Genomic DNA, 25,536 nt, shown 5'->3' on the forward strand with positions numbered 1-25,536 from the left:
GATGTCCACACAGCCTGCCCAAACCCCCGTCGACACGACTGCCATTGCCTGGGCCGACGCTGCGCGCCGCGACCTGTTCACGCAGTGGCTGGGCCGCGTCGCACCGCGCCACGGCCTGCAGCCCGCGAGCCTGCGCGCGGCCAGCGCCGATGCGAGCTTTCGGCGCTACTTCCGCATCGAAGGCGAAGGCGGCGCCACGTTCATCGTGATGGACGCGCCCCCGTCTGACGAAGACACCCGCCCCTTCATCGCCCTGGCCGGCATGTTCGAAGGCGCCGGCCTGAACGCGCCACGGGTGCTCGAACAGGATGTTCAGCACGGCTTCCTGCTGCTCAACGACCTGGGCTCGCAGCTCTATCTGCACGCCTTGCACGCGGCCAAGGCCCAAGGCGACCAGGCACGCATCGCCAGCCTGATGCACGACGCCACCACCGCGCTCGTGCAGTGGCAGGTGCGCGCCGATGCCAGCACGCTGCCGCCGTACGACGACGCGCTGCTGCGCCGCGAACTGGCGCTTTTTCCCGACTGGTGCGTGGCGCGCGAGTACGGCGTCACGTGGACGGCCGAGCAGCAGGCCAAATGGCAGACGGTGTGCGACCTGCTCGTGGCGAGCGCACTCGATCAACCCACGGTCGCGGTGCATCGCGACTACATGCCGCGCAACCTGATGGTCTGCGCGGCTGAACAAGGCAACCCCGGCATCCTCGACTTCCAGGACGCCGTGCGTGGCCCCATCAGCTACGACGTGGCCTCGATGCTGCGCGACGCCTTCATCTCATGGGACGAACCCCAGGAGATCGACTGGGCCGTGCGCTACTGGCAACTCGCGCGCGAGGCGGGCCTGCCGATGCCTGACGACTTCGGCGCGTTCTGGAAGCAGCTCGAGTGGATGGGTCTGCAACGGCACCTCAAGGTGCTGGGCATCTTCTGCCGCCTCAAGCACCGCGATGGCAAACCCAAGTACAGCGAAGACCTGCCGCGCTTCTTTGCCTACGCCCACAAGGTGGCGACACGTTACAACGGCCTCGGGCCGCTCGCGCACCTGCTGGAGCCGCTGATGGGCACGTCGCGACGCGACGCCTTTTACTGACTCGCGGCAGGACGCCTTCTACCGAAGCCTATGGTGCTCACTGGCGCCTGCCGCTAGAGCAGCGAGGTCTGCCGCGCGGCCACGGGGCACTGTGTCTCGCAGCCCGCTGCCCGCAGCCAGGGGTCGCGTGGCTCGCCGCCGAAGGTCGCCACCATGAAGTCGACGAAGGCGCGCGTTCGGGCCGGCACATATTTGCGGGTGGGCATGGCGGCGTAGATGCTCATCGTGAGCACGCGCCACTCGGGCAGCACACGCTCCAGCGAGCGGCTGCGCAGCGCCGACTCGACCACGTACGAAGGCAGGCCCGAGATGCCCATGCCCGCCAGCGCCGCAGCGTAGATGGTGTCGCCATGCACCGAACTCAGCGCGGGCCGCCCCGGCGTGATGGTCAGGGTTTCGTTGTCGATCTCGGCGTCGGGCGCGGCCGTGGGGCTCCCGCCGCGCTCGAAGGTGATCTCTCGCGCATGGCTGGGCAGCATGGTTTCGTGCCGGGCCAGGTCACGCGGGTGCAGGGGGCGGCCCATGCGCTCCAGGTAGGCGGGCGAGGCGCAGGTGATGATTTCCGACTGCGCGAGCAGGCGCGCGACGAACTCGCCATCGAGCGGCTTGCGCCCGGCCTGCACGATGCTCACGTCGTAGTTCTCGTCGACCGATTCGACCGGCCCGGTGGAGCTGAGCTCCACCGTCACGCGCGGGTTGGCTTGCCGAAAGCGCGGCAGGTGCGTGGCGATCTGGTGCGCGGCAAAGGCCGGCGGAGCGAGCACGCGCAGGTGCCCGCGCGGTTCCGATGTCGCGGCGCTGGCCAGGGCTTCGGCCTCTTCCACCTCGGTGAGGATCTGTCGCACACGCTCCAGGTACAGCTCGCCGGTGTCGGTGAGTGCGAGGCGCCGCGTGGTGCGGTTGATGAGGCGGGCGCCAAGATGCTCTTCGAGGTCGGCCACGAGGCGCGTGACCACGGCCGCCGACAAGTTCAGCGCGCGCGCCGCCTTGGCAAAACTGCCTTCTTCGATGACGCGCGAGAACACGCGCATGGAATGCAGACGATCCATCGCTTCTGCTCCGATTGTTTCGTTTTGAGCAATGAGTCATTGAAGCATAGGTGATTTATTGATCGATTGGCAATGCATAAAGTCCATTCCATCGATGAGCTGACTCCAACAAGCGACTCACCGAGGCTGGACAAGACGGCCGTGCGTGCGCCCCGAGCGCGGCCCGCCATGCCCGGATGTACCTACCCGTTATCGAATCGAAGGAACTCACCATGAACACCAAGCAACTCGTCGCCGGCACCGCCCTCGCTCTCATCGGCGTGGCCGCCTCTGCGGAAACCCCGGATTGGCAGTTCGGCTTCCCCGCCGCCAACCAGCCTTCCGCGCTGACCCGTGAGGCGGCGCAAGCCGACCTCTCCAATGCGCGCGTCAACCAGGTGTTCGATCCGGTGACGCAGGCCTATGTGGCGGCACCGGCACCGGCGCCTGCGGCCACCAGCCGTGCGCAGGTTCAGGCCGAGCTGCAGCAGGCTCGCGCTGAAGACACCGCCCGCATGAGCAACGGCTTCGGCTTCATCGAGACCAACTACACCTCGACCCGCACCCGCGAAGAAGTCCGCAACGAGGCCATCGCGGCCGCGCGTGGCAACGCGGCTGGCCGCTCGGGCAGCTGAGCGCACGCACGCCAAGCGCGTCAAGCGCCATGGAGCCGCCTGCGGGCGGCTTTTTCATGCTCCGGTCAAAGCACCGAAAATGCGGCCCATGCTGCGAATCACCGAACTGCGCCTGCCGTTGAACCATGCCGAGGGCGAGTTGCGCCCGGCCATCCTGCAGCGGCTGGGCGTGGCGGACGCGGCGCTCCAGTCGTTCACCGTCTTCAAGCGCGCCTACGACGCGCGCAAGAAGAGCGCGGTTCAGCTCATCTACACGATCGATTGCGTACTGGACGACGAGGCGGCGTTGTTCAAGCGCCTCGCGGGCGACACGCACATCAAGCCCTCGCCCGACACGAACTACAAGTTCGTCGGCCACGCGCCGGCCGACTTTTTCGCCGACGAGACGCCGCGCCCCCTCGTCATCGGATTCGGCCCCTGCGGCATCTTCGCGGCGCTGATCCTTGCGCAGATGGGCTTGCGCCCCATCGTGCTGGAGCGCGGCAAGGAGGTGCGCCAACGCACGAAAGACACCTGGGGCCTGTGGCGCCAGCGCGTGCTCAACCCCGAGTCGAACGTGCAGTTCGGCGAAGGCGGTGCCGGCACCTTCTCCGACGGCAAGCTGTGGAGCCAGATCAGCGACCCGCGCCACCTCACGCGCAAGGTGCTGACCGAGTTCGTCAAGGCCGGCGCGCCGGAAGAGATCCTCTACGTGAGCAAGCCGCACATCGGCACCTTCCGGCTCGTGAGCATGGTGGAGAAGATTCGCGCCGACATCGTGGCGCTGGGCGGCGAGATCCGTTTCGAGCAGCGGGTGACCGATGTGCGCATCGAAGGCGGGCCGCTTGGTCGTCATATTCGCGGCGTGACCCTCGCCTCCGGTGAGGAGCTGCGAGCCGACCACGTGGTGCTGGCGCTTGGCCACAGCGCACGCGATACCTTCACGATGCTGCACGAGCGCGGCGTCTACATGGAGGCCAAGCCGTTCTCGGTGGGCTTTCGCGTCGAGCACCCTCAAAGCGTGATCGACGCGGCGCGCTTCGGCCCCAACGCCGGCAACCCCATCCTGGGCGCGGCCGACTACAAGCTGGTGCACCACGCGAAGAACGGGCGCTCCGTCTACAGCTTTTGCATGTGCCCCGGCGGCACGGTGGTGGCGGCCACGTCGGAGCAGAACCGTGTCGTCACCAACGGCATGAGCCAGTACTCGCGCAACGAGCGCAATGCGAACGCCGGCATCGTCGTCGGCATTTCGCCGCAGGACTACCGGCGTGACCCGAACGGCACAGGCCCGGTGAACCCGCTCGACGGCATGGCGTTCCAGCGCATCTGGGAGTCGCGCGCGTTCGAATTGGGCGGTGGCACCTACGAAGCGCCGGGCCAGTTGGTGGGCGACTTCATCAAGGGCCAGCCCTCCAAGGTGCTCGGCAAGGTCGAGCCCTCGTACAAGCCGGGCGTGCTGCTCGGTGACCTGAAGACGAGCCTGCCCGACTACGCCATCGCCGCGGTGCGTGAGGCGCTGCCCGCCTTCGAGCGGCAGATCAAGGGTTTTTCGATGCCCGACGCGGTGCTCACGGGTGTTGAGACGCGCACCTCGTCACCGCTGCGCATCACGCGCGGCAAGGACTATCAAAGCCTCAACGTGAAGGGCCTGTACCCGGCCGGTGAAGGCGCGGGCTACGCCGGCGGGATCATGTCGGCCGGCGTCGACGGCATCGAGGTGGCCGAGGCCCTGGGCGCGCAGATGTTTCAGCGCTGAGCGATCAGAAGGTGGGTTCGTTCGCACCTACTCAGGGGCATGCCGCCATCACCTGAGCCACCGCGGCGGTGAGCCGCTTGCCGTAGGGCACGTGCAGGAACTCGTTCGGCCCGTGCGCGTTGCTCTTGGGGCCGAGCACGCCGCAGACCATCATCTGCGCGGCCGGGAAGCTCTTTTGCAGCATGCCCATCAACGGGATCGTGCCGCCCTGGCCGATGTAGCCGCAGGGTGCGCCGAAGTGCGCTTGCGACGCGGCGTCGAGTGAGTCTTCCAGCCAGGGCGTGATGGTCGGCGCGTTCCAGCCGCTGGCGCCTTGCGCATCGGCGCGGCCATCGGCGGCGAAGGTGACTTTCGCGTTGTAGGGCGCGTTGTCTTCGAGCAGCGCTTTCAGCTTTTGCGCGGCCACGCCAGCATCCACCAGGGGCGGCAGGCGCAGGCTCAGCTTGAAGGCGGTGTAGGGGCGCAGCACGTTGCCGGCGTCTTTCATCGCGGGGAAGCCGTCGACACCGGTCACGCTCAGCGTGGGCTTCCAGGTGCGGTTGATCAGCGACTGCAGCGGGTCGGTGGTGGTGGGCAGCGTGGGGCCGCCGTCGGCGCCGCAGGCCCACGGGAAGCGTTTCCAGGCTTCGTCGCCCAGAATCTGCGCGGTGGCCTGGGCCTGGGCGCGCCGATCGGCCGGGATCTCGCAGTGGAAGGCCTGGGGCAGCAGCTCGCCCGTCTTGCTGTCTTCGAGCCGGTCGAGCACCTGCCGCATGATGCGAAAGCTCGACGGCACCAGCCCGCTCGAATCGCCCGAGTGCACACCTTCCGTAAGGATCTCCACCTTGAGCGTGCCCGTCACGTTGCCGCGCAGGCTGGTGGTGAGCCACAGCTGGTCGTAGTTGCCGGCGCCGCTGTCCAGGCAGACGACGAGGCTCACGTTGCCGAGCCGGTCCTTCAGTGCATCCACATACGCCGGCAGGTCGAAGGAGCCGCTTTCCTCGCAGCTTTCGATCAGGCCCACGCAGCGCGGGCGCGGGATGCCCTGCTTGTCGAGCGCGAGGATTGCAGTGAGCGAGGCGTAGACCGCGTAGCCATCGTCGGCGCCGCCACGGCCGTAGAGCAGGCCGTCTTCGTACTTGGGCGTCCAGGGGCCCAGGTCGTTGCGCCAGCCGTTGAACTCGGGCTGCTTGTCGAGGTGGCCGTAGAGGCAGATGGTGTCCGCCTGTTTGTCACCATTGCCGGCTTTCGTGGCCGGCACCTCGAAGAAGATCACCGGCGTGCGCCCCGGCAGGCGGATCACTTCGAGCTTGAGGCCCGCGACCTTCTTGTCTTCCACCCACGTCGCGGCTTCGCGCACCACCTGGTCGATGTGGCCGTTCTTCTGCCAGTCGGCATCAAACATCGGGCTCTTGGCCGGAATGGCGATGTAGCGCGTGAGGGCGGGGACGATCTCGTCATCCCAGGTCTGGTTCGCGAAGGCCGCGATGGCGGCGGTGTCGTCGGGCTGGATGGGCAGCAGCGGGTCGCGTGCGTTCATGACGGGCTCCTTATGGGAGCAGGCAGTGTAGACAAGCAAAAAGGGCTTGCCGCGCGGCAAGCCCTTTGCATCAGTGCACTTTGGCGCGTTCAGCTGCGGCGGAATTGGAGGGACTTCACCTCGGTGAAGTCTTCCAGGCCCCACTTGCCGAACTCGCGGCCATTGCCCGACTGCTTGTAGCCGCCGAAGGGCCCTTGCATGTTGAAGCCGCCACCGTTGATGTCGACCATGCCGGTGCGGATCTTCTTGGCCACGGCGATGGCGTGTTCGTCATTGCCCGACCACACACCACCCGAGAGGCCATAGATGCTGTTGTTGGCGATCGCGATCGCCTCGGCCTCGTCCTTGTAGGTGATGATGGACAGCACCGGGCCGAACACTTCTTCTTGCGCCAGACGCGAATCGGGCTTCACACGGCCGAACACCGTGGGCTTCACGTAGAAGCCCTTCTTGTCCAGGCCTTCGGGCGCGCCCAGGCCGCCCGCGAGCAGTTCCGCACCTTCGTCGAGACCGATCTGGATGTACTCCTGCACCGTGTCCTGCTGCGACTTGCTGGCCACCGGGCCCATGGTGGAGGTCTCGTCGAACGGGTCACCGACCTTGTAGGCGGCGGTCACGGCGACGGCGATCTTCGCCACCTCGGCGTACTTGCTCTCGGGCACGACCATGCGGGTGTGCGCGGTGCAGGTCTGGCCGGCATTCAGGAAGCAGGCCTGCACCGAGCCCTTCACGGCGGCGGTGAGGTCGGCGTCTTCCAGGATGACGCTGGCCGACTTGCCACCGAGTTCCAGCGCCACGCGTTTGATGGTTTCAGACGCCTGGGCCGAGATGCGGCGGCCGGCGCCGGTGGAACCGGTGAACGACACCATGTCCACATCGGGGTGCTTGACCATCGCTTCGCCGACGACGGTGCCGCGGCCGGTGACGAGGTTGAACACGCCGGCCGGCAGGCCGACCTCATGGCACACATCGGCCAGGATGAAGGCGTTGAGCGGGGTCACGTCGGCTGGCTTCAGCACCACGGTGCAGCCGGCGGCCAGCGCGGCGGCGACCTTGGCGCCGATCTGGTGGAGCGGGTAGTTCCAGGGGGTGATGGCCGCGACCACGCCCACCGCTTCGCGCACGACGGTGGAGTTACCGGCGGTCTCTTCCCAGTGGAAGCTCTCGACCAGCTTGGCGTAGTACTTGAAGACCGCGATCGGGGAGCCAGCCTGGATCGGCAGCGACTGCTTGATCGGCATGCCCATCTCGGAGCTGATGGTCTGGGCGATGTCGGCGGCGCGCGCCTTCAGGCCTTCGTGGATCTTGATCAGGTAGGCACCGCGCTCGCTCGGTGTCAGGGCGGCCCAGGGCTCGAAGGCAGCGCGGGCCGCGGCGACGGCGCGGTCCACGTCATCGGCATTGCCACGCACCACGCTGGCGATGGCGTCGCCGGTGGCCGGCGAGATCACTGCGCCAGGTGCTTCCTTGCCCAGGCTGGCCACCCATTGGCCGCCGATGTACAGCTTGTCTTTCTGGATCATGGTGTGCTCGCTCGCAGGATTGAAAAATGAACGGAAGTGCGATTTTAGGCAGCCACCCGGGGCAGCGCCTGCAACCAAGATGACAGTTCTTCGAACACGTCCGCTTGCTCGGGTTCATTGAATATTTCGTGGAAGAGCGGTCTGAACTCCTTGCTCGTGACCACTGACTTCGGCGCAGACGCCGCGAAATCACGGCTGCCGCGTGGCGCGACACAGAGGTCGCTGCCGGCGTAGAGCAGCAGGGTGGGCAGCTTCCACTGCGTGGCCCGGGCGCGCACCTGCTCGCCGCCGTCCAGGATGAAGCGCCCCAACCGGGGGGTGATGCGGTCATGCACAAGCGGGTCGGCCTGGTAGGCGGCCACCACGCGGGCGTCGCGCGAGATCCAGGCCGGCTTCAGGCCGTTGTTCACGGACAGGTTGGGGGCCAGCTTGCCCAGGGTCAGCAGCAACAGCTTTTGCGCTGCGCTCGTGTCGGCGGCCAGTGCAGGCGACGACAGCACGAGCGCGTCGACCGGCCGGTACCACGCGGCCGGTTGCGCGGCCAGCCCTTCGGCCACGTAACGCGCCGCGACCAGCCCACCCATGCTGTGGCCGAGCAGCACCAGCGGCCCGGCGTGTTGCGCCCGCGCGTGATCGATCACCTGGCCCAGATCGGCCAGCAGGTCGTCATCGGCGTTCAGGCAGCCCTTGGCGCCCTGGCTGCGCCCGTGGCCTCGGTGGTCGTAGCCGATGACGCGCCAGCGCCAGCTGCGCAACTGCGTGGCCACATGGGCGTAGCGGGCGATGTGTTCGCCCAGGCCGTGCACGATCAGGACGGTGCCGCGAGCGTTCTCGAGCAGCCATTGATGCACATGAAGCGTCAGGCCATCGGCCGTGGTGATTGAACTGGTCGTCATGGCGGGGCAGTGTAGGCAGCGGGCGCCGGCGCGGCCATAGGGTCCTGGCGATGTCGGTGCCGACCTCAGCGCTCCAGGGCCATCGATTCATGCCGCCGCGGCCTCGTCCTCGAACCTGTGCGGCAGCGAGGGATCGATGTAGGTCGCAATCCATCCGGCCACGGTGTCGGCGTGAGTGATAGGGCCCAGGTGCCCGGCGCCTTCGAGCGGGCGCTGCTGGGCATGCGGCAGCGCGGTGGCGAGCAGTTCGATGATGCGACGGGTGGGCGCACGCGTCTCGGTGCCGTGCATCAGCAGGATGGGCATGCGCAAGCGGGCGCGCAACTCGGCGGCCCACGCGGCGCTGAAGCAGGCGTCGAAGTGGCGCGGCACGTTGGGCATGCGCCGCGCGATGGTGTTGCGCTGCGCGGGGCTCATCGACTGCCATGGCAGCGGGCTGCCGCTCCAGTAGGTGATGAAGCGCGCGGCCGCTTCGTCTAGTTCGCCGCGGCGAACCAGGCTGCGCACGCCGTAGGCGACCTCGGTGATCTCGCCCAACGCCGGATCGCGCGGCGCCATCTCGCGCAACGCACCGAAGGCCACGGGTTCGTACAACGACAGCGATCGCACGCGTGCAGGGTGTCGCAACGCGATCTGCATTGCCACCGCGCCGCCATACGAGTGCCCCACGAGGTGCACGCCGCGCTGGTCGACATGCGGGCTGGCGGCTTCCATGAGTGCTGCCACGGCCTGCGCGTCCACATCGAGCGTGTTCATCGCCTTCACCGGCCAGGCGGGGCTGCTGCCATGGCCATGCAGGTCGGGCGCCAGTACCTGCCAGCGTGCCGAGAGCGAGTGCGACAGCAAGTCCCATTGCGCGTGGGTGCCGGCGCTCGAATGAAGGCAGACGACAAGATCGCCGGCACCCTGGGTGCGGGCGGCCAGGCGGGTGGGGGAATGGGGTTCGAGGGTCATGCGGGGGTCCATCCAGAGCGGCGTGGCGGAGGGCCTCGGGGGGCACTCCGGTACGAGCCTCGAAGGATGGGCCGCCCGCGTTTCAGGGCGACTTCAGGGCAGGCGGCACTTGCTTCATTCGTTGTGCGCGTGTTTCATGCCCGGGCCCAGGCACGTCTTCAGCATCAGGATGGATCTTTCGATCGCGTGCGCGCCACGCCGGTGATGATGCCCAGGCCCACCAGGATCACACAGGCGATCGCCACGTAGGTCGGCGGCAGGCCGGCCAGCACGAGCGCCCACGCGATGCCGCCCGTGAACACTACGAAACCCAGCAAATACAGTGCGAATGACATGGGAACTCCTCGGCTGTTTGGTCGTGGCTCACTGTATGAACCTGGCGGCGCGGTGCCGATCGGTTCAAGCCGGTATTCGTCGTAGGGCATTCCTTACCCGAGACCGCGTGCGTACCATCACCCCATGCGCAGCCTGTTCCACCTCGCCTACCACGTGCGCGACCTTGACGCCGCGCGCCGCTTCTATGGAGGCGTGCTGGGCTGCCGCGAGGGGCGCAGCACCGATACCTGGGTCGACTTCGACTTCTTCGGCCACCAGATCTCGCTGCACCTGGGCGAGCCCTTCGCGACCACCGACACCGGCCGCGTGGGCGACCACCTGGTGCCCATGCCGCACTTGGGTGTGGTGCTGGAACTACCCGACTGGCAGGCCCTGGCCGCGCGGATGACGCAGGCGCAGGTGGCGTTCGTGATGCCGCCGCAGGTGCGCTTCGAAGGCCAACCGGGCGAGCAGTGGACGATGTTCTTCCGCGACCCGTCCGGCAACCCGATCGAGGTCAAGGGCTTCCGCTCGCTGGCGACGCTCTACGACCGCTGAGGCAATCCGCTCCGCGCGACAGCGGGGGCCGCCGCCTACACTGGCCGGCTGCATTCGTACCCACGGGTCTGCCGACCCGCACCTCCATGCTCAGCTGGTTCTCCAAGAAACGTGATGACGCGAAGGCGCCTGCTGCCCCGGCCGTGTCGCCAGGCGGCTCTGCGGCTGCGTCGAAGAAGGAAGACGCCCAAGCCATCTGGGCGCCGCGCCTGCAGGCGGCACTCGGCAACGACGCCGCCTTGCTGGAGGTCGCACGGGCCGCGCCCGTCCTGCAGATTCGCATCGACGCCGTAGAGGCCCTGGCAGGCCTCGATGCACTCAAGCAGGCCGAGCGCGACCTGCGCGAGCACGACAGCCGCGTGTACCGCGCGGCCAAACGCCGCCACACGGCCGCCGTGGCCCAGCGCGATGCTCGCGCGGGCGCGCTGGCGGTGATCGGAGCCGCAGAAGCGCTGTCCGTTGAGACGCCCCTGCCTGCGAACCGGCTGGTCGGCATCGACCGCGACTGGCAGGCGCTGCCCGCCGAACTGCTCGACCCGGCCCAGGTTGAACGCTTCGCCGAATTGCGCGAGCAGCTCAATACCCGGGTGCGCCAGCAGCACGAGCAAGAGGCGCAAGCCGCGCAAGCGCTGCGCGAACGCGAGGAGCAACAACGACGCGAGGCTGAAGCGCGCGAGACCGAAGCACGCGAGGCACAGGCTTCTGCGCAAGCCGAAGCCGAAGCCGAAGCCGAAGCCGAAGCTGAGGCGGCGCGCATCGCCGCAACGGTTGCAGCCCTGCCCGAGGCCTCGGCACCGGTGGCGCCTGCCGAAGCAGCGCCGCGCAACCCGGGCCTGAGCACCGAGCAGAAGCAGCAGCTCGATGCGCTGCTCGCGCAAGCCGAGGCCACCCTTGCGGAGGGCCAGCTCGGCGTGCTGCAGGAGCAGCTGCAGGCCATCGATGACTGGCTCGATGCGGTCGCGGGTGCCACCTTGGGCGAAAAGCGCCGAGCCCGTCTCTCGGCCCTGCAGGCTGAGCGCTCTCGGCTCAAGGCCTGGCAGCGCTGGGGCGGCGCGCGGGCGCTCGATGCGCTGGTCGACGAAGCCGAGGCGCTGGCCCGCCAGACGCAGGCCGCCGCCGCGGCGGCCGACGATCCGAACGCACCTAAGTTGAAGCTCAAGGCGCACGCCGACGCGATCCAGTCGCTGCGCGCGCGTTGGAAGGAGATCGATCGTGTGGGGGCCACGCGGCCGCAGGCCTTGTGGCAGCGATTCGACGCCGCGCTGCAGATCGCCCACGAGCCGGTGGCCACGCATCAGGCCGAACTCAAGTCGCAGCGTGAGATCAACCTGATGGCACGTAACGCACTGCTCGGCGCGCTCGAGGCCTCGCTGATCGACCTGCCCGCCGACGGTGGCGATGACGCACGGGCCGCGCACTGGAAGGAGCAACTGCGTGCGCTCAACCACTTTCAGCAGGCGTGGCGCCAACTCGGCCCGGTCGAGCACACCGTGCCGGCCGTATCGCGCGAGAAGCTGCAGGTCCACATGCGCGAACTCGTGGCGCGTGTGGAAGGCCCGCTCAACGACGCGCGGCGCGTGGCCGAGGCCGAGCGTGAGCACTTGATCGTGCGCGCCGAATCGCTGGTCCAGGGGCAGGGCGGGGCGGGGCGTGATGCGATGTCGCGCGTGCGCGAGTTGCAGGCCGAGTGGCAGCAGCATGCGCGCACGCTGCCGCTGTCGAGAGGGGCCGAGGCCTCGCTGTGGGCGCGTTTCAAGGCCGCCACCGACGCGGTCTACGCGCAGCGCGATGCGGCCTTCAACGCGCGCGACGCCGAGCTGGCGGCCAACCTGGCGGCGCGCGAATCGCTGATTGCCGGCATGGAGTCGCTCGATCTCGTGGCCACGCCGGTCGCTCAACTGCGCCGTGCGCTCGGTGACGCCGAACGCGCGTGGCGCGTGCCCGTCGAGGTGCCGCGCGCTGTTGTCGCAGGGCTGGACACCCGCTACCGCACGGCCCGCGATGCGCTCGCGCACGCGATCGCCGACAGCGCGCGCCAGGCCTGGGTGGCCCAGTGCGATGCCTTGCAGGCCAAGCTCACGCTGTGCGAAGAACGCGAGCGCGGTGCGAGCGAAGGTGACCTCGATGCGCCTTGGCAAGCGATCGCCAGCCTGCCGCCAGCGTGGGATCACCCGCTCGCGCAGCGCTGGTCGCAGGCCGCGGGGGTGGCACCCAGCGCGCCCGTCGACGAGTTGCTGCTGCAGCTCGAAGCCGCGCTCGACCTGCCGCCCACGCCGCAGCAACAGGCGGCCCGCCGCGATCTCAAGCTGCGTGCGCTGAAAGAAGCGCTCGAAGGCCGCAGTGCCCCCGCGGCCGACCCGATGCTGCAACGCCTGCGCTGGTTCACCGAGCTGCTCTCGCGGCGCGATGCCGATGCCGCGCAACGTGAGCGGCTGCATGCATTGATTGCCGCCCTGCGTGCCGGGGAGCCGGGCGCCCTGGGCGGCTGAACGCGAGGGTTGCAGCCACCGCGCGCATGGCGTGATGGGTGGTGGGGTCCACCTAGATTGGGTGATGGTCACCGGCCAGACTTGGCCGCATGATGACGGGCTAAGTCGTCGTCCATCGAATGAGTCTCTTGCGCACCCCCTCGATCCTTCCCGTGGTTGCCTGCGGCCTGTGGCTTGCACTGGCCGCGGCCAGCGGTGCGGCGCGGGCCTCACAGGTCGAACAGACCATCGGCGGCATCGACGCCATGATCGCGGCCTGCGGGCCGATCGACGCCAAGTACTCGAAGGCGGGCGCCGAGATGCTGGAGCGCCTGCGCACGCAGCACAAGCTCGACCTGCCCGCCGTGCGCAGAAGCGACGACTACAAGGCCATTTACAACCCCGAGTTGAACCGCCTGCTGGCGCTCACGCCCAAGGCGCGCCAGCAGGCCTGCCAGAGCGTGTTCTGATCAGTTGGTGGCCGAAGAAGGCGCCGAGGCACTGGCCGACGCCGTGGCCGGCGGCTCGGTCCAGCCACCGCCCAGCACCTTGTACAGCGCGATCTGGTTCTGCACCGTCGCGGCCTGCGTGAGCACGGCCGCCTGGCGCACGGTGAACAGCGCGCGCTGCGCCTCCAGCACCTCGAAGTAGCTCGACGCGCCGTTGCGGTAGCGCAGGTCGGAGAGCTGGAAACGCTTTTCTTCAGCCGCAGCCTGCGCCGATTGCGCGCGGCTTTGCTCGGTCAGCGTGGCGCGCCCCGCCAGGGCATCGGAGACCTCGCGGAAGGCCGTCTGAATCGACTTCTCGTACTGCGCGACGGCGATCTCGCGGCTAACCTGTGCGGAATCCAGCGTGGCGATGTTGCGGCCGCTGTCGAAGATCGGCAGCGTGACCTGCGGCGCAAAGCTCCAGCCGAAGGTGCCGCTCTTGAAGAGGCCCGACAGTTCGCTGCTCATCGATCCGGCCATGCCGGTGAGGCTGATGCGCGGGAAGAAGTTGGCGCGCGCCGCGCCGATGTTGGCGTTGGCTGCGATCAACTGCTGCTCGGCGTTGCGCACGTCGGGTCGGCGCGCCAGCACTTCCGAGGGCACGCCCGGCGGCAGGTCGGTCTGCAAGGCCTGCTCGTACAACGACAGGCCTGCGGGCAGGTCGTCCGGCACGCTCTGGCCGAGCAGCACCACCAGCGCGTTCTCGTCTTGCGCGCGCAGGCGGGTCTGCTGCGCGAGCGATGCCTTGGCGCCTTCGAGCAGGGATTCGGCCTGGTGCAGATCGAGCGACGACGCCACGCCGTTGTCGAACTGGAGCTTGGTGAGGCGAAAGGAGTCCTGCCGGGTGGTCAGCGTCTCGCGCGTCACCTTGAGTTGCTCCTCGTCGGCCAGCAGGGTGACGTAGGTCGAAGCCACGGCCGCCACCAGACTGATCTGCGTGGCCTTGCGGACTTCTTCGCTGCCGTAGTACTGGGCCAGCGCCGCCTCGCTCAGGCTGCGCACCCGGCCCCACAGGTCGAGCTCCCAGGAGCTGACGGCCAGGCCCACCGCGTACTGGCTCACGATGGTGTCGGCGGCCGTGGTCTGGCGCTGGCCGGTGGCGGCCACGTTCACCGTGGGCAGGATGTCGGCTCGGCGGATCTGGTACTGCGCGCGCAACTGCTCGATGTTGAGCGCAGCGATGCGCATGTCGCGGTTGTTGGCGAGGGCGATCTCGATCAGTCGCTTGAGCCGAGGGTCGACGAAGAAGCGCTGCCACTCGATCGTGTCGGCGGTGGGGCCGCTCAGTGACGAGGCGGGGGCCACGCCGCTGGCGGCCGGTTCCGCAAAGGCCGGCGCCACGGGCGCCGCAGGGCGCTCGTAGGTCGGGATGAATGAGCAACCGGCGAGCACGAGCGCGGTGGCGAGTGCGCCGAGGCTGGTGCGAAGGGTGCGGTCAGGGCGCAACATCAATGGACTCCCTTGTCAGGCGACGTGGCGGATGGGTCAGCAGCGGGTGGGGGCAGCTCGTCGGATTCGTGTGCGTATTTTTTGCGCTGGCGTTCGCTGCCCTTGAAGATCGAGCGCACCACCACGAAGAACACGGGCACGAAGAACACGGCCAAGCCCACCGAGGTGAGCATGCCACCGATCACGCCGGTGCCCAGCACGCGCTGGCTCGACGAGCCGGCGCCCGAGGCCAGCATCAGCGGCAGCGTGCCCAGGATGAACGCGAGCGACGTCATCAGGATGGGGCGGAAGCGGATGTGGGCCGCCTCCAGCGCCGCCTGCACGGCGGTCCGGCCCTGCGCCTGCAGGTCCTTCGCGAACTCGATGATCAGGATCGCGTTCTTCGCCGACAGGCCGATGATCGTGATCAGGCCCACCTGGAAGTACACGTCGTTGGTGAAGCCACGCAGCGTCACGCCCAGGATCACGCCGAGCACGCCCAGCGGCACCACGAGCATCACCGAGAGCGGGATGGACCAGCTCTCGTACAGCGCCGCGAGGCACAGGAACACCGCCAGGATCGCGAAGCCGTAGAGGATCAGTGCCTGCGAGCCGGCGAGCTTTTCTTCGCGCGACTGGCCGGTCCACTCGAAGCCGAACCCCGGTGGCAGTTTCGCGGCCAGGGCTTCCATCTCGGCCATGGCGGCACCGGTGCTGTAGCCCGGGGCGGCCGCGCCGTTGATGCGCATCGCGGGGTAGCCGTTGTAGCGCACGGTCTGCATGGCGCCCGTCACCCACTTGGTGGTGGCGAAGGCCGACAGCGGCACCGGCTTGCCCTGCGCATTGAATGCGTTGAGCTTGAGCAGGTCTTCGGGCTGCATGCGGGCCGGCGCATCGGCCTGCACCACCACGCGCTGCAGTCGGCCGGCGTTCGGGAAGTCGTTCACGTAGGCCGAGCCGAGCGAGGTGGAGATCGCCGAGTTGATCGCATCGAAGCCCACGCCGAGCGCGTTGGCGCGATCGCGGTCGACCACGAGTTCGACCTGCGGCGCGTCTTCCAGGCCGTCGGGGCGCACCTGGGTGATGACCTTGCTCTGCGAGGCCATGCCCAGCAGCATGTTGCGTGCATTCACCAGGGCGTCATGGCCCTGACCGGCGCGGTCCTGCAGCCGGAAGGTGAAGCCCGACGACTGGCCCAGCTCGGGGATCGGCGGCGGGCTCAGCGGGTAGATGAACGCGTCGCGGATGCCCATCAGCGCGCCGAAAGCGCGGCCGGCAATCGCGTCGGCCTGGTGCTGCGCGCCTTCGCGTTCCTTCCAGTCTTTCAGCGTCACGAAGGCGAGCGCGGCGTTCTGGCCCTGGCCCGAGAAGCTGAAGCCCAGCACGCTGACCATGCTCTGCACTTCGGGCTGCTTGAGGATGTAGCCTTCGACCTGCTTCATCACCTCCAGCGTGCGGCCCTGCGTGGCGCCTGGCGGGAGTTGCACGTTGACGATCATGTTGCCCTGGTCTTCCTGGGGCAGGAAGGAGGTCGGCAGGCGCATGTAGAGCACCGCCACCGCGGCACCGATCGCCACGTAGATGATCATGAAGCGGCCCGCGCGCTTGAGGATGCGCGCCACCCAGCCTTCATAGCCCTTGGCCGTGCGCGTGAAGCCGCGGTTGAACCAGCCGAAGAAGCCGGTCTTCTCGTGGTGGTGTCCAGCCTCGACCGGCTTGAGCAGCGTGGCGCACAGCGCCGGCGTGAGCGACAGCGCCATGAAGGCCGAGAACGCGATCGACGCGACCATGACCGCCGAGAACTGGCGGTAGATGTTGCCCACCGAGCCTGAGAAGAAGGCGAGCGGCACGAACACCGAGATCAACGCCACCGTCACGCCGACGATCGCGCCCGAGATCTGGCCCATGGCCTTGCGCGTGGCCTGCAACGGCGGCAGGCCTTCTTCGCTCATGATGCGCTCGACGTTCTCGACCACCACGATCGCGTCGTCGACCACGATGCCGATCACCAGCACCATGCCGAACATGGTCAGCACGTTGATCGAGAACCCGAGCGACAGCATCACGGCGAAGGTGCCCAGCAGCGCGATCGGCACCACGATGGTCGGGATCAGCGTGTAGCGCCAGTTCTGCAGGAACAGGAACATCACCAGGAACACCAGCACCACGGCTTCGAGCAGGGTCTCGGCCACCTGGCTGATCGAGATCTTGATGAAGCGCGAGCTGTCGTAAGGGATCGAGTACTTGACGCCCTGCGGGAAGAGCTTTTGCAGCTCGTCCATGCGCTTGTGGATGGCCTCGGCCGTGGCGAGTGCGTTGCCGCTGGGCGCGAGCTGCACGCCGATGCCGGTGGACGGGTTGCCGTTCAGGCGGGCCGAGGTGGAGTAGGCCTGCGCGCCGAGTTCGAGCCGCGCCACGTCGCGCAGCCGCACGGTCGAGCCGTCGGTGAGGGCGCGCAGCACGATGTTGCCGAACTCGTCGGTGTTGTTGAGCTGGCCCTTGACCACCACCGTGGCCGAGATGCCCTGGCCGGCGATGTTGGGCAGGTCACCGATCGTGCCCGAGGACACCTGGGCGTTCTGCTGGCGGATCGCGTTGATCACGTCGGCCGACGACAGGTTGAAGCCCTGCAGCTTGGCCGGGTCGATCCACACCCGCATCGAGCGCTCGGTGCCGAAGAGCTGTGCCTGACCCACGCCAGGTACGCGCTGCAGTTCGGGAAGCACGTTGCGCGAGGCGTAGTCGCCCAGCGCGATCGGGTCGTAGGCCGGGTTGTCGGACGACAGGATCGTGAAGAGCAGGAAGTTCGAACGTGACTTGTCCACCCGCACGCCCTGCTGCGTCACCGCTGCGGGCAATCGCGGCGTGGCGCGGCTGAGGCGGTTCTGCACGTCCACCTGCGCGAGGTCGGCATTCGTGCCCGGCTCGAAGCTGATGGTGATGGTGCCGCTGCCGTTGGCCTGTGCCACCGACTCCATGTACATGAGGCCCGGTGAGCCATTCATCTCGCGTTCGATGACCGAGAGCACCGAGTCTTCGAGCGTCTGCGCCGAAGCGCCAGGGTAGATGGCGGTGACGACGATGGAAGGCGGCGCCACCGGTGGGTACTGGGCAATCGGCAACTGCGTGATCGCCACGCCGCCACCCACCAGGATGAAGAGCGCGATCACCCACGCGAAGATGGGCCGGTCAATGAAAAAGCGTGCCATGTGCCTGCGCCCCTCAGCGGCTTGCGGCCGAGGCCGGTGCCGATGCGGCCGGGGCTGCGCCCGGGGCGGCACCAGACGCGGCGCCAGAAGCGGCACCCGCGGGCGACCACGGCACCGGGTTCACCGGTGCGCCAGGCACCATCATTTTCTGGAAGCCGTCGACGATCACCTTCTCGCCCGTCTTCAGGCCATCGGTGACCAGCCAGTTGCCGCCCTGCGCCGAGCTGACCTTGATGTCGCGCTTGACCGGCTTGTTGTCGGCGCCGACCACCAGCACTGAGTCGCCCGCCTCGCTGCGCGTGACCGCCTGCTGCGGCAGCAGGATGCCCTGCGGCAGCTCTGCCTGGGCCAGGCGCACGCGCACATACATGCCCGGCAGCAGCAGGCCGGTCGGGTTGGGCACCTCGGCGCGCAGCGTGATCTGCCCCGAAGCCGGGTCCACGGTGAGGTCGCTGAAGAGCAACTTGCCGGTCTGGGCGTAGACCGTGCCGTCTTCGAGCACCACCTGCACCTTGGCGGCTTCGGCGCCGGCCTTCTGCAGCTTGCCGGCGGCGAGCTGCTGGCGAAGCTTCAGCACCTCGGTCGTCGATTGCGTGAAATTCACGTACATCGGATTGATCTGCTGCACCACGGCGAGCGGAGTGGCCTCGCCCTGGCCCACCAGCGCGCCTTCGGTTACCAGCGCGCGGCCGATGCGCCCGGAGATCGGCGAAGTCACGCTCGCGTAGCCCAGGTTGATCTGTGCCGTCTGAACTGCCGCGCGGCTGGCGGCCAACTCGGCCTCGGCCGCCTTCTGGGCCGCCACGGCGTTGATGAAGTCCTGCTTGCTGATGGCATTGGCCTCGACCAGCGGTTTGTAGCGCTCGGCCTGTGCCGTGGTCTGCGTGACATTGGCCTGCGCGCGCGCCAGAGAGGCCTGCGCGCTCGCCGCCGAGGCCTGGTAGGGGCCGGCGTCGATGCGGAACAGCAGCTGCCCCGCCTTCACGTCGCTGCCTTCCTTGAACACGCGCTCCAGCAGGATGCCAGCGGCGCGTGCACGCACCTGCGCCACGCGCGAGGCCTCCAGCCGGCCGGGCAGTTCGGTGGTGAGGCTGACCGTCGTCGGCTCGATGGTCACCACGCCCACCTGCGCGGGCGGCATGCCACCGCCGCCGGGTGTGCCGCCCTGCTTGCCGCAGGCGGACAAGAGCAGGGCCGCGGCGGATGCGGCGGCCCAGATCGAAATGGCGGGCAAAGAGGTTCTCTGCGCAGGCATGCGTGTTCCTTCGGGGCGCCGTTTCAGGCGCAGTTCAGTGTGGGTTGGGGAGCGCCGCGTGCGGGTATCCCGGGGTGACACAGGGCGATGAGTTAGTATACATACGTTCGTGAATGTATGTTGACGGACGGCTCCGCCAACTATCTCTCAAACCCCATCAATGGTTCGTCGCACCAAAGAAGAAGCGCAGGCTACACGCAAGCTGATCCTTGATACAGCCGAAGTGGTCTTTCACGAGCGCGGCGTGTCGCGCAGCTCGCTGAATGACATCGCCCAGGCGGCCGGGCTCACGCGCGGCGCCATCTACTGGCACTTCAAGGACAAGGCTGACGTCTTCAACGCGATGATGGAGCGGGTGACGCTGCCCATCGAGGAGACGGCCTACCGCGACCCCGAGGCGGCCGATGCCGACCCGCTGCGCCACATGCGCGACAACTTCGTGCACGCGCTGCGCCTGACGGTCGAGTCGCCCCAGATCCGGCGGGTGTTCGAGATCGCCACCCACCGCGTCGAGTACGTCGAAGAGACCCGCGCCGTGCGCGAGCGCCACCTTCTGGGCCGCGACAAGTGCCTGGCCCACGCCGAGCGCGGCATTGCGCTGGCGATCCGGCGCGGCCAGTTGCCCCGGCGCATCCCGCCCAAGGTGGCGGCGATCGGCCTGCATGCGTTGATCGACGGGCTGATCCAGAACTGGACGCTTGACGCCGAAGCCTTCGACCTGGTCAAGGTGGGCCAGCAGACGCTCGACGCGTACCTGGCCGGGCTGGCGGTTCCCAGAACCAAGGAATAGAAAGCAGACGCGTCGCCCTTGCGTCATCATGGCTCCCCGTCACACCCCACGGGAGAGCGCATGACCTCGGCTTTGCACACCCTGAGCGCCCTGGAGCTGCTGTCGGCCTACGCGAGCAAGGCGGTCTCGCCGCTCGAGGTGACCCGCGCGGTGCTGGCTCAGATCGAGCGCCGCGAGCCGCAGCTTCACGCCGCCTACGCGCTGGACACCGAGGGGGCGCTTGCATTGGCGCGTGCCAGCGAGGCACGCTGGCTGAAGGGGGAGCCGCACGGCACGCTCGACGGCGTGCCCGTCACGGTCAAGGAGAACATCGCCACCCGGGGCGTGCCGGTGCCGTTGGGCACGGCCGCCACCGTGCTCACGCCGGCCGCGCACGACGCACCCCCCGCCGCGCGCCTGCGCGAAGCGGGCGCCGTGTTGCTGGCCAAGACCACCATGCCCGACTACGGCATGTTGTCGTCGGGGCTGTCGAGCTTCCATGCGCTGGCGCGCAACCCGTGGGACCTGAGCAAGAACCCCGGTGGCAGCAGTGCCGGCGCGGCCGCCGCGGCGGCCGGCGGCTACGGGCCTCTGCACCTGGGTACCGACATCGGCGGGTCGGTGCGCCTGCCCGCCGCCTGGTGCGGCATCTTCGCGCTGAAGCCGAGCTTGGGGCGCATCCCCATTCATCCGCCGTACTACGGCCGCGTGGCCGGCCCGATGACGCGCACGGTGCAAGACGCCGCGCTGATGATGCGCGTGCTCTCCCTGCCCGATACGCGCGACACCATGAGCCTGCCCTACCAGCCGATCGCCTGGAGCGAACTCGCGCGGCCGATCAAGGGGCTGAGGCTGGGCCTGATGCTCGATGCGGGTTGGGGCCTGCCGGTCGACCCCGAGGTGCGTGCGGCCATCGAAGGCGCGGCGCGCATCTTTGAAGCCGCCGGTGCGATCGTCGAGCCAATGGCGCCCTTCATGACGCGTTCCATGATCGACGGCATGGATGCCTTCTGGCGCTGCCGCTCGTGGATGGACATCTCGGCCCTGCCTGCTGCGCAACAGGCCCGGGTGCTGCCCTTCATCGTGGCGTGGGCGCGCGGTGGCGAGGGCTTGTCGGGCGAGCAGGTCTTCAAGGGCTTCAGCCAGATGGGCGTGATGCGCGAGGCCGCAGTGGCGGCCTGTCAGCCGTTCGACTTCGTGCTCTCGCCCACCGCACCGATCGCCGCCTTCGCGGCCGAGTTGCCGTGCCCCACCAACGACCCCGCGCAGCCCTTCGAGCACATCGCGTTCACGCTGCCGTACAACATGAGCGAGCAACCCGCGGCGAGCATCAACTGCGGCTACACGGCAGGTGGCCTGCCCATCGGGCTGCAGATCGTGGGTGCGCGGCACGATGACCTCGGTGTGCTGCAGCTCGCACGTGCCTGGGAGCAGCTGCGGCCCGAGCCGCAACCCTGGCCCCTCGATTGAGGCCCTCAATGCGCCAGCGGGTTCCCACACCTTAGGGATGCAGCCGCCGGGGTCGCCGCCTAGGCTGCACCATGACTGCCACCTCCCCCGCCGACACGCCCTCCGAGCGCGTGGCCGTGATCGTCGTGCATGGCATCGCCGACCAGGTGCGTGGCGAGAGCGCGGCCGATGTGTCGGTGCAGCTCGCGGCCGGCCAGCCCACGCCGATCACGCACACCGACGTGACGATCGAGGTGCACCCGCTCGTGCCCGCGGTGCCCTTCGACCATTGGCGGCCCTCGGGCTGGCTGGAGCGCATCGGCAAGTCGCTGCTGCAATCGCTGCGCAGTGACTTCCTCGACGAGCACGCCGGCTCGCGGCCCGTCGTGTCGAGCACCGCCGACAAGCCGCCGCCGGTGCGCAACAGCGCGGCGCGCGGAGCCGACTGCGAAGCCGACCACGGCGTACGCTTCACCGACTACCTGTTTGCCAAGGCGGCCGATGCCCGCGGCAAGCCGACCGTGCGCCACCACTACCAGATGCCCGTCAAGCGCATGCAGGTGGGTGGCCGCGACACCGACGTGTTCGAGATGTACTGGGCCGACTTGTCGCGCCTCGGCGGTGGTGTGGCGCGCATCCTCGCGGAGCTGTTCACGCTGTTGTTCCATCTGGCCAAGCTCGGCACCGACACCGTCTCGCTGGCCGACGTGGCCATGCCACCCTCGCGCGTGATGGCATGGCTTGCGCGCATGCACCGCGGGGCCAACTGGGTGTTCTCGCGCGTGCTGGCCTTGCTGTTCCTGCAGTTGCTCGTGTGTGCGCTGCTGCTGGTGCCGGCGGCGCTCACCGCCGGCCATGAGCGCAGCGGCAGCCTCTGGGGTGCGGCGGTGGCCGCGCTCGCGGTGGCGGTGAGCAGCGTCTACCTGCTGCGGCGCAATTGGGCCTGGGGCTTCTGGGCCGGCGCGGCGACCGCTGCCGTGCTGGGCTGGGCGGCACATCGGCTTCCGGAGCTGGGCGCATGGGCGGTGCTGCTGGCGCTCGTGGCCGTGCTGCTCGTCGTGTACCGCGCTTTCGTGGGCTACTGCGAAGAGCGCTTCCGGGCCGTGTACGGCATGGGCCTGTTGCTGATGGCGATCACGCTGGCGGGCATTGCGTGGGGTGCGGTCGCGCACGACGGGTCGGGCGCGGGGGCCTCGTTCGTGGCCGGCGTGTTGCGCGCGGTCGAGGTGCTGCTGTTGCTGCAGCTCAGCGGCTGGGTCCTGATGGCCGTGCTGGTCGCCGCCGCCGTCGGCCTGGGTGAATGGGCCTGCCGCATCGGCCACGGCACCCCCGAGCGGCGGCAGAGCATCGTCACCGCGCGGCTCGGCTTGTTCGTGTCGGTGGGCATCTTTCTCGCGTTCGTGATGACGGTATGGGCGCTGCTGGCGCAGCCGCTCGAATCGCTGGTCGCGCACCTTCGCTACCAGCCGTGGTGGTTCACCGATCCGCAAGGGCAGCGCGAGATGTCGGCGGCGTGCTTTCTCGCCGTGCGATTCACCGCCAGCACGGAAACCTTCTCGGTGGTGGCCGCCATGTTGCTCGCGCTGCTTGGCTTCGTGATCCTCGTGTTCCTGCCCAGCGTGCTGGTTGAACTGCGCCTGACCTGCCAGCCCGGAGCCGCGCAACTCGGCCACTGGCTCACCGCCGGCTACCGCGCGCTCGACCGCTTGGTGCGCTGGTGGAGTTGGCTCATCACGGCGGCATTGGTATGGGCCGCGCTCGCCCTCATCGGCAGCCAGCTCGCACGGCGCGGCATCGACCTGCCCTGGCCGCGGCTCGATTCGCTCGCGATCAGTGATCTCTCGAGCGAACTGCTGTCGGGCCTGGTGGTCGTGGTGGCCGGCAGCGCAGTAGGCCTGGTGGCCATGGGGCGGTTGGCGTTCAAGCGCCTCGCTGCGCTGCGCGCCCCGCTCGATGCGGCCCTCGACGTCGACAACCACTTCCGCGAGTTCCCGCGGCGCGCCATCCCGCGCGTGATGATCTTCGAGCGCTATGTGGCGGTACTCGAGCACGTGCTCGCGCAGGGCTACGACCGCATCGTCATCGTCGCGCACAGCCAGGGCACGGTGATCACCGCCGACCTGCTGCGCTACCTGCAGCGGCGCCACCTGCTGCGCCCCGAGGCGGGCGCCGACGACGAACTGGTGAAGCTCGGTCGCCGGCTGGCCGACAAGAACATCCGACTGCTCACCGCAGGTTCGCCGCTGCGGCAGCTCTATGCCTTGCGCTTCCCGTGCCAGTACGGCTGGGTGCTCGACGAGCGCAGCCCGCATGGGCAGGTCGACGCCGCGCGTGCCATCGGACCCGACCCGCGCCACGATCTGGGTGTGGCGAACTGGGTCAACGTGTGGGGTGCCGGCGACTACGTCGGCCGCTGGTTGTGGTCGCCTGCGCGCGATGCCGCCATGCCGGCGCTGGCCGTCGACCCACAGGCCTACGAGGGCACCCCGGTGCAGCACACGCCGCACTACCGCGACCTGTGCCTGGGCGCCGATGCCCACACGCACTATTTCGACCTCGACAACAACGTGATGCTGGCTGAATTGCGCGCTCTGGTCTGACGCGCAGGCGCTTCCCGAACCCCTGCTTCGCAGATGCCCTGGGCGGCGTTAGGATGCCCCGCACCAAGGAGGGCACGCACATGCAACTGATCCTGTCGGCCGGCTTGATCGCGCTCATCGTCGCCTGGGGTTTGGTGTCGCCGGACAGCATGGCCTCGGTGTTCAATGCCTTGCTCGCGGAGATCACGCGAAGTTTCGGCTCGTTCTACCTCTGGGTCGTGCTCGCGCTCGTGCTGGTGTGCTTCTTCCTGGCCTTCAGCCGCTATGGCGATTTGCGTCTCGGCGCCGACGACGAGGAGCCCGAGTTCTCTACCTTCTCGTGGTTCTCGATGCTGTTTGCCGCGGGCATGGGCATCGGCCTCGTGTTCTGGGGCGTCGCCGAGCCGTTGTCGCACTACGGCACGCCGCCCCCCGGCATCGCGCCGAACACGCCCGAAGCGGCCAACGCGGCCATGCGCTACGCGTTCTTCCACTGGGGTCTGCACCCCTGGGCCATCTACGCGGTGGTGGCACTGGCGATCGGCTACTTCCAGTTCCGCCGTGGCGGTGCGGGGCTGGTCAGCGTGGCCACCGATTCGCTCCCGTGGCACGGCATTCGCAAGCTGGCGGTGCTGTTCAACGTGCTCGCGACCATTGCCACCGCCTTCGGTGTGGCGGCCTCGCTGGGCATCGGCGCGCTGCAGATCAACAGCGGCCTGAATCGGGTGTTCGGCCTGCCGGTGGGCGTGCCGTCACAGCTTGGCATCATCGCCGTGACCACCGCGCTCTTTCTTCTGTCGGCCGTGACGGGTGTCGACAAGGGCATCAAATGGCTGTCCACCGGCAACCTCGTCGTGGCGGCGCTCCTGGCCGTGGCCGTGTTCGTGCTGGGGCCCACGGTGGCGATCATCGATACCTTCACGAGCACGCTTGGGGGCTACATCAGCGAGTTCGTGCGCATGAGCCTGCGCACCACGCCCTTCCGCGACAGCGCCTGGGTGGGCAATTGGACAGTCTTCTACTGGGCCTGGTGGATCTCGTGGTCGCCGTTTGTCGGCCTGTTCATCGCCCGCGTGTCGCGCGGGCGCACGATCTGCGAGTTCATCGTCGGTGCGGTGGTGGCCCCTACGCTCGTCGCCTTCGCGTGGTTCTCGGTGTTCGGTGGCACCGGGCTCACCTACGAGATCTGGCAGCACGTGCCGCTCGATCTGGCGGTCAAGTCGGATGTCTCCACGGCGCTGTTCGTGATGTTCGATGCCATGCCCTGGAGCGTGATGCTGTCGATCGTTGCCACCCTGCTGGTCTTCGTGTTCTTCGTGACCTCGGGTGACTCGGCCACGCTGGTGCTGGGCATGATGAGCACCGGCGGCGACCCCAACCCCAGCGCACGCGTCAAGGTGATGTGGGGCCTGCTCGTGGCGGGCATCGCGTCGAGCCTGCTGATGGCTGGCGGCGTGAAGGCGGTGCAGACGGCCACGATCGTCTTCGCCTTGCCCTTCAGTGTGGTCATCCTGCTCATGGCCTGGGCGCTGCTGCGAGCCGTGCGGCAGGACTGGAAGGCGCACGATCACGAAGAGCGGCTCCTTCACAAGCGACTGCGCCAGATCGCGTCACGATCCGACCCCTGAGGGGCTT

19 protein-coding genes are annotated in these 25,536 nt (G+C 68.4%); 10 read left to right on the forward strand and 9 right to left on the reverse strand.

The window, feature by feature from the left end:
• Position 1 precedes the first annotated feature (1 nt).
• The gene (locus tag AC1KAR_RS19760) at positions 2-1,090 is read left to right on the forward strand and encodes an aminoglycoside phosphotransferase family protein (protein WP_480320909.1); all 1,089 of its coding nucleotides are present in this window, start codon (positions 2-4) and stop codon (positions 1,088-1,090) included.
• A gap of 53 nt (positions 1,091-1,143) precedes the next feature.
• Here AC1KAR_RS19760 and AC1KAR_RS19765 read toward each other — a convergent pair whose 3' ends face one another.
• Complete coding sequence (locus AC1KAR_RS19765; RefSeq protein WP_480320911.1) at positions 1,144-2,139, reverse strand: LysR family transcriptional regulator; 996 nt, start codon at positions 2,137-2,139, stop codon at positions 1,144-1,146.
• 212 nt (positions 2,140-2,351) lie between these two features.
• Between AC1KAR_RS19765 and AC1KAR_RS19770 the strand changes: the two genes are divergently transcribed.
• Both AC1KAR_RS19770 and AC1KAR_RS19775 read left to right on the forward strand, forming a co-directional pair.
• Entirely contained in the window at positions 2,352-2,753 is a 402-nt protein-coding gene (locus AC1KAR_RS19770) for a hypothetical protein (RefSeq protein ID WP_480320914.1), read from the forward strand.
• A gap of 88 nt (positions 2,754-2,841) precedes the next feature.
• Positions 2,842-4,491: an NAD(P)/FAD-dependent oxidoreductase gene (locus AC1KAR_RS19775; RefSeq protein ID WP_480320916.1), complete on the forward strand. Its 1,650-nt coding sequence runs from the start codon at positions 2,842-2,844 to the stop codon at positions 4,489-4,491.
• A gap of 31 nt (positions 4,492-4,522) precedes the next feature.
• Here the strand turns inward: AC1KAR_RS19775 and AC1KAR_RS19780 are convergent, their stop codons facing one another.
• The 5 genes from AC1KAR_RS19780 to AC1KAR_RS19800 all read right to left on the reverse strand — a co-directional run bounded on the left by AC1KAR_RS19780 (position 4,523) and on the right by AC1KAR_RS19800 (position 9,718).
• On the reverse strand, positions 4,523-6,010 hold the full coding sequence (locus AC1KAR_RS19780; protein ID WP_480320918.1) for a M20 family metallopeptidase: 1,488 nt from the start codon (positions 6,008-6,010) through the stop codon (positions 4,523-4,525).
• A gap of 89 nt (positions 6,011-6,099) precedes the next feature.
• A complete protein-coding gene (locus tag AC1KAR_RS19785) occupies positions 6,100-7,533 on the reverse strand; it encodes an aldehyde dehydrogenase family protein (protein WP_480320920.1) in 1,434 nt (477 codons plus the stop codon).
• Between the two features lie 44 nt (positions 7,534-7,577).
• The gene (locus AC1KAR_RS19790) at positions 7,578-8,429 is read right to left on the reverse strand and encodes an alpha/beta hydrolase (RefSeq protein WP_480320922.1); all 852 of its coding nucleotides are present in this window, start codon (positions 8,427-8,429) and stop codon (positions 7,578-7,580) included.
• 87 nt (positions 8,430-8,516) lie between these two features.
• Positions 8,517-9,383, reverse strand: a complete 867-nt coding sequence (locus AC1KAR_RS19795; protein WP_480320924.1) for an alpha/beta fold hydrolase — start codon at positions 9,381-9,383, stop codon at positions 8,517-8,519.
• 164 nt (positions 9,384-9,547) lie between these two features.
• Entirely contained in the window at positions 9,548-9,718 is a 171-nt protein-coding gene (locus AC1KAR_RS19800; protein ID WP_480320926.1) for a hypothetical protein, read from the reverse strand.
• A gap of 124 nt (positions 9,719-9,842) precedes the next feature.
• Between AC1KAR_RS19800 and AC1KAR_RS19805 the strand changes: the two genes are divergently transcribed.
• The 3 genes from AC1KAR_RS19805 to AC1KAR_RS19815 all read left to right on the forward strand — a co-directional run bounded on the left by AC1KAR_RS19805 (position 9,843) and on the right by AC1KAR_RS19815 (position 13,194).
• Positions 9,843-10,256, forward strand: coding sequence for a VOC family protein (locus tag AC1KAR_RS19805; RefSeq protein ID WP_480320928.1), 414 nt, complete (start codon positions 9,843-9,845; stop codon positions 10,254-10,256).
• Between the two features lie 86 nt (positions 10,257-10,342).
• On the forward strand, positions 10,343-12,745 hold the full coding sequence (locus AC1KAR_RS19810) for a DUF349 domain-containing protein (protein ID WP_480320930.1): 2,403 nt from the start codon (positions 10,343-10,345) through the stop codon (positions 12,743-12,745).
• A gap of 128 nt (positions 12,746-12,873) precedes the next feature.
• The gene (locus tag AC1KAR_RS19815) at positions 12,874-13,194 is read left to right on the forward strand and encodes a hypothetical protein (RefSeq protein ID WP_480320932.1); all 321 of its coding nucleotides are present in this window, start codon (positions 12,874-12,876) and stop codon (positions 13,192-13,194) included.
• Here AC1KAR_RS19815 and AC1KAR_RS19820 read toward each other — a convergent pair whose 3' ends face one another.
• From AC1KAR_RS19820 to AC1KAR_RS19830, 3 genes are read right to left on the reverse strand one after another with little or no spacing between them, the layout of a single operon-like run.
• Positions 13,195-14,661: an efflux transporter outer membrane subunit gene (locus AC1KAR_RS19820; RefSeq protein ID WP_480320934.1), complete on the reverse strand. Its 1,467-nt coding sequence runs from the start codon at positions 14,659-14,661 to the stop codon at positions 13,195-13,197.
• The gene (locus AC1KAR_RS19825; protein WP_480320936.1) at positions 14,661-17,849 is read right to left on the reverse strand and encodes an efflux RND transporter permease subunit; all 3,189 of its coding nucleotides are present in this window, start codon (positions 17,847-17,849) and stop codon (positions 14,661-14,663) included. Before AC1KAR_RS19825 ends, AC1KAR_RS19820 begins: the two co-directional genes overlap by 1 nt.
• A 13-nt stretch (positions 17,850-17,862) precedes the next feature.
• Positions 17,863-19,104: an efflux RND transporter periplasmic adaptor subunit gene (locus AC1KAR_RS19830; protein ID WP_480320938.1), complete on the reverse strand. Its 1,242-nt coding sequence runs from the start codon at positions 19,102-19,104 to the stop codon at positions 17,863-17,865.
• Positions 19,105-19,264: 160 nt separating this feature from the next.
• On the opposite strand from AC1KAR_RS19830, the gene AC1KAR_RS19835 reads away from it, so the two are divergent.
• The 4 genes from AC1KAR_RS19835 to AC1KAR_RS19850 all read left to right on the forward strand — a co-directional run bounded on the left by AC1KAR_RS19835 (position 19,265) and on the right by AC1KAR_RS19850 (position 25,529).
• Positions 19,265-19,894 (forward strand): TetR family transcriptional regulator, encoded by a 630-nt coding sequence (locus tag AC1KAR_RS19835; protein ID WP_480320941.1) that lies wholly within the window; start codon positions 19,265-19,267, stop codon positions 19,892-19,894.
• Between the two features lie 60 nt (positions 19,895-19,954).
• The gene (locus AC1KAR_RS19840) at positions 19,955-21,343 is read left to right on the forward strand and encodes an amidase (RefSeq protein ID WP_480320943.1); all 1,389 of its coding nucleotides are present in this window, start codon (positions 19,955-19,957) and stop codon (positions 21,341-21,343) included.
• Positions 21,344-21,414: 71 nt separating this feature from the next.
• Entirely contained in the window at positions 21,415-23,922 is a 2,508-nt protein-coding gene (locus AC1KAR_RS19845; protein WP_480320944.1) for a hypothetical protein, read from the forward strand.
• 80 nt (positions 23,923-24,002) lie between these two features.
• Positions 24,003-25,529 (forward strand): BCCT family transporter, encoded by a 1,527-nt coding sequence (locus tag AC1KAR_RS19850; RefSeq protein WP_480320946.1) that lies wholly within the window; start codon positions 24,003-24,005, stop codon positions 25,527-25,529.
• Positions 25,530-25,536 lie beyond the last annotated feature (7 nt).

It is taken from the genome of Piscinibacter sp. PDB1-1 (assembly GCF_056675995.1).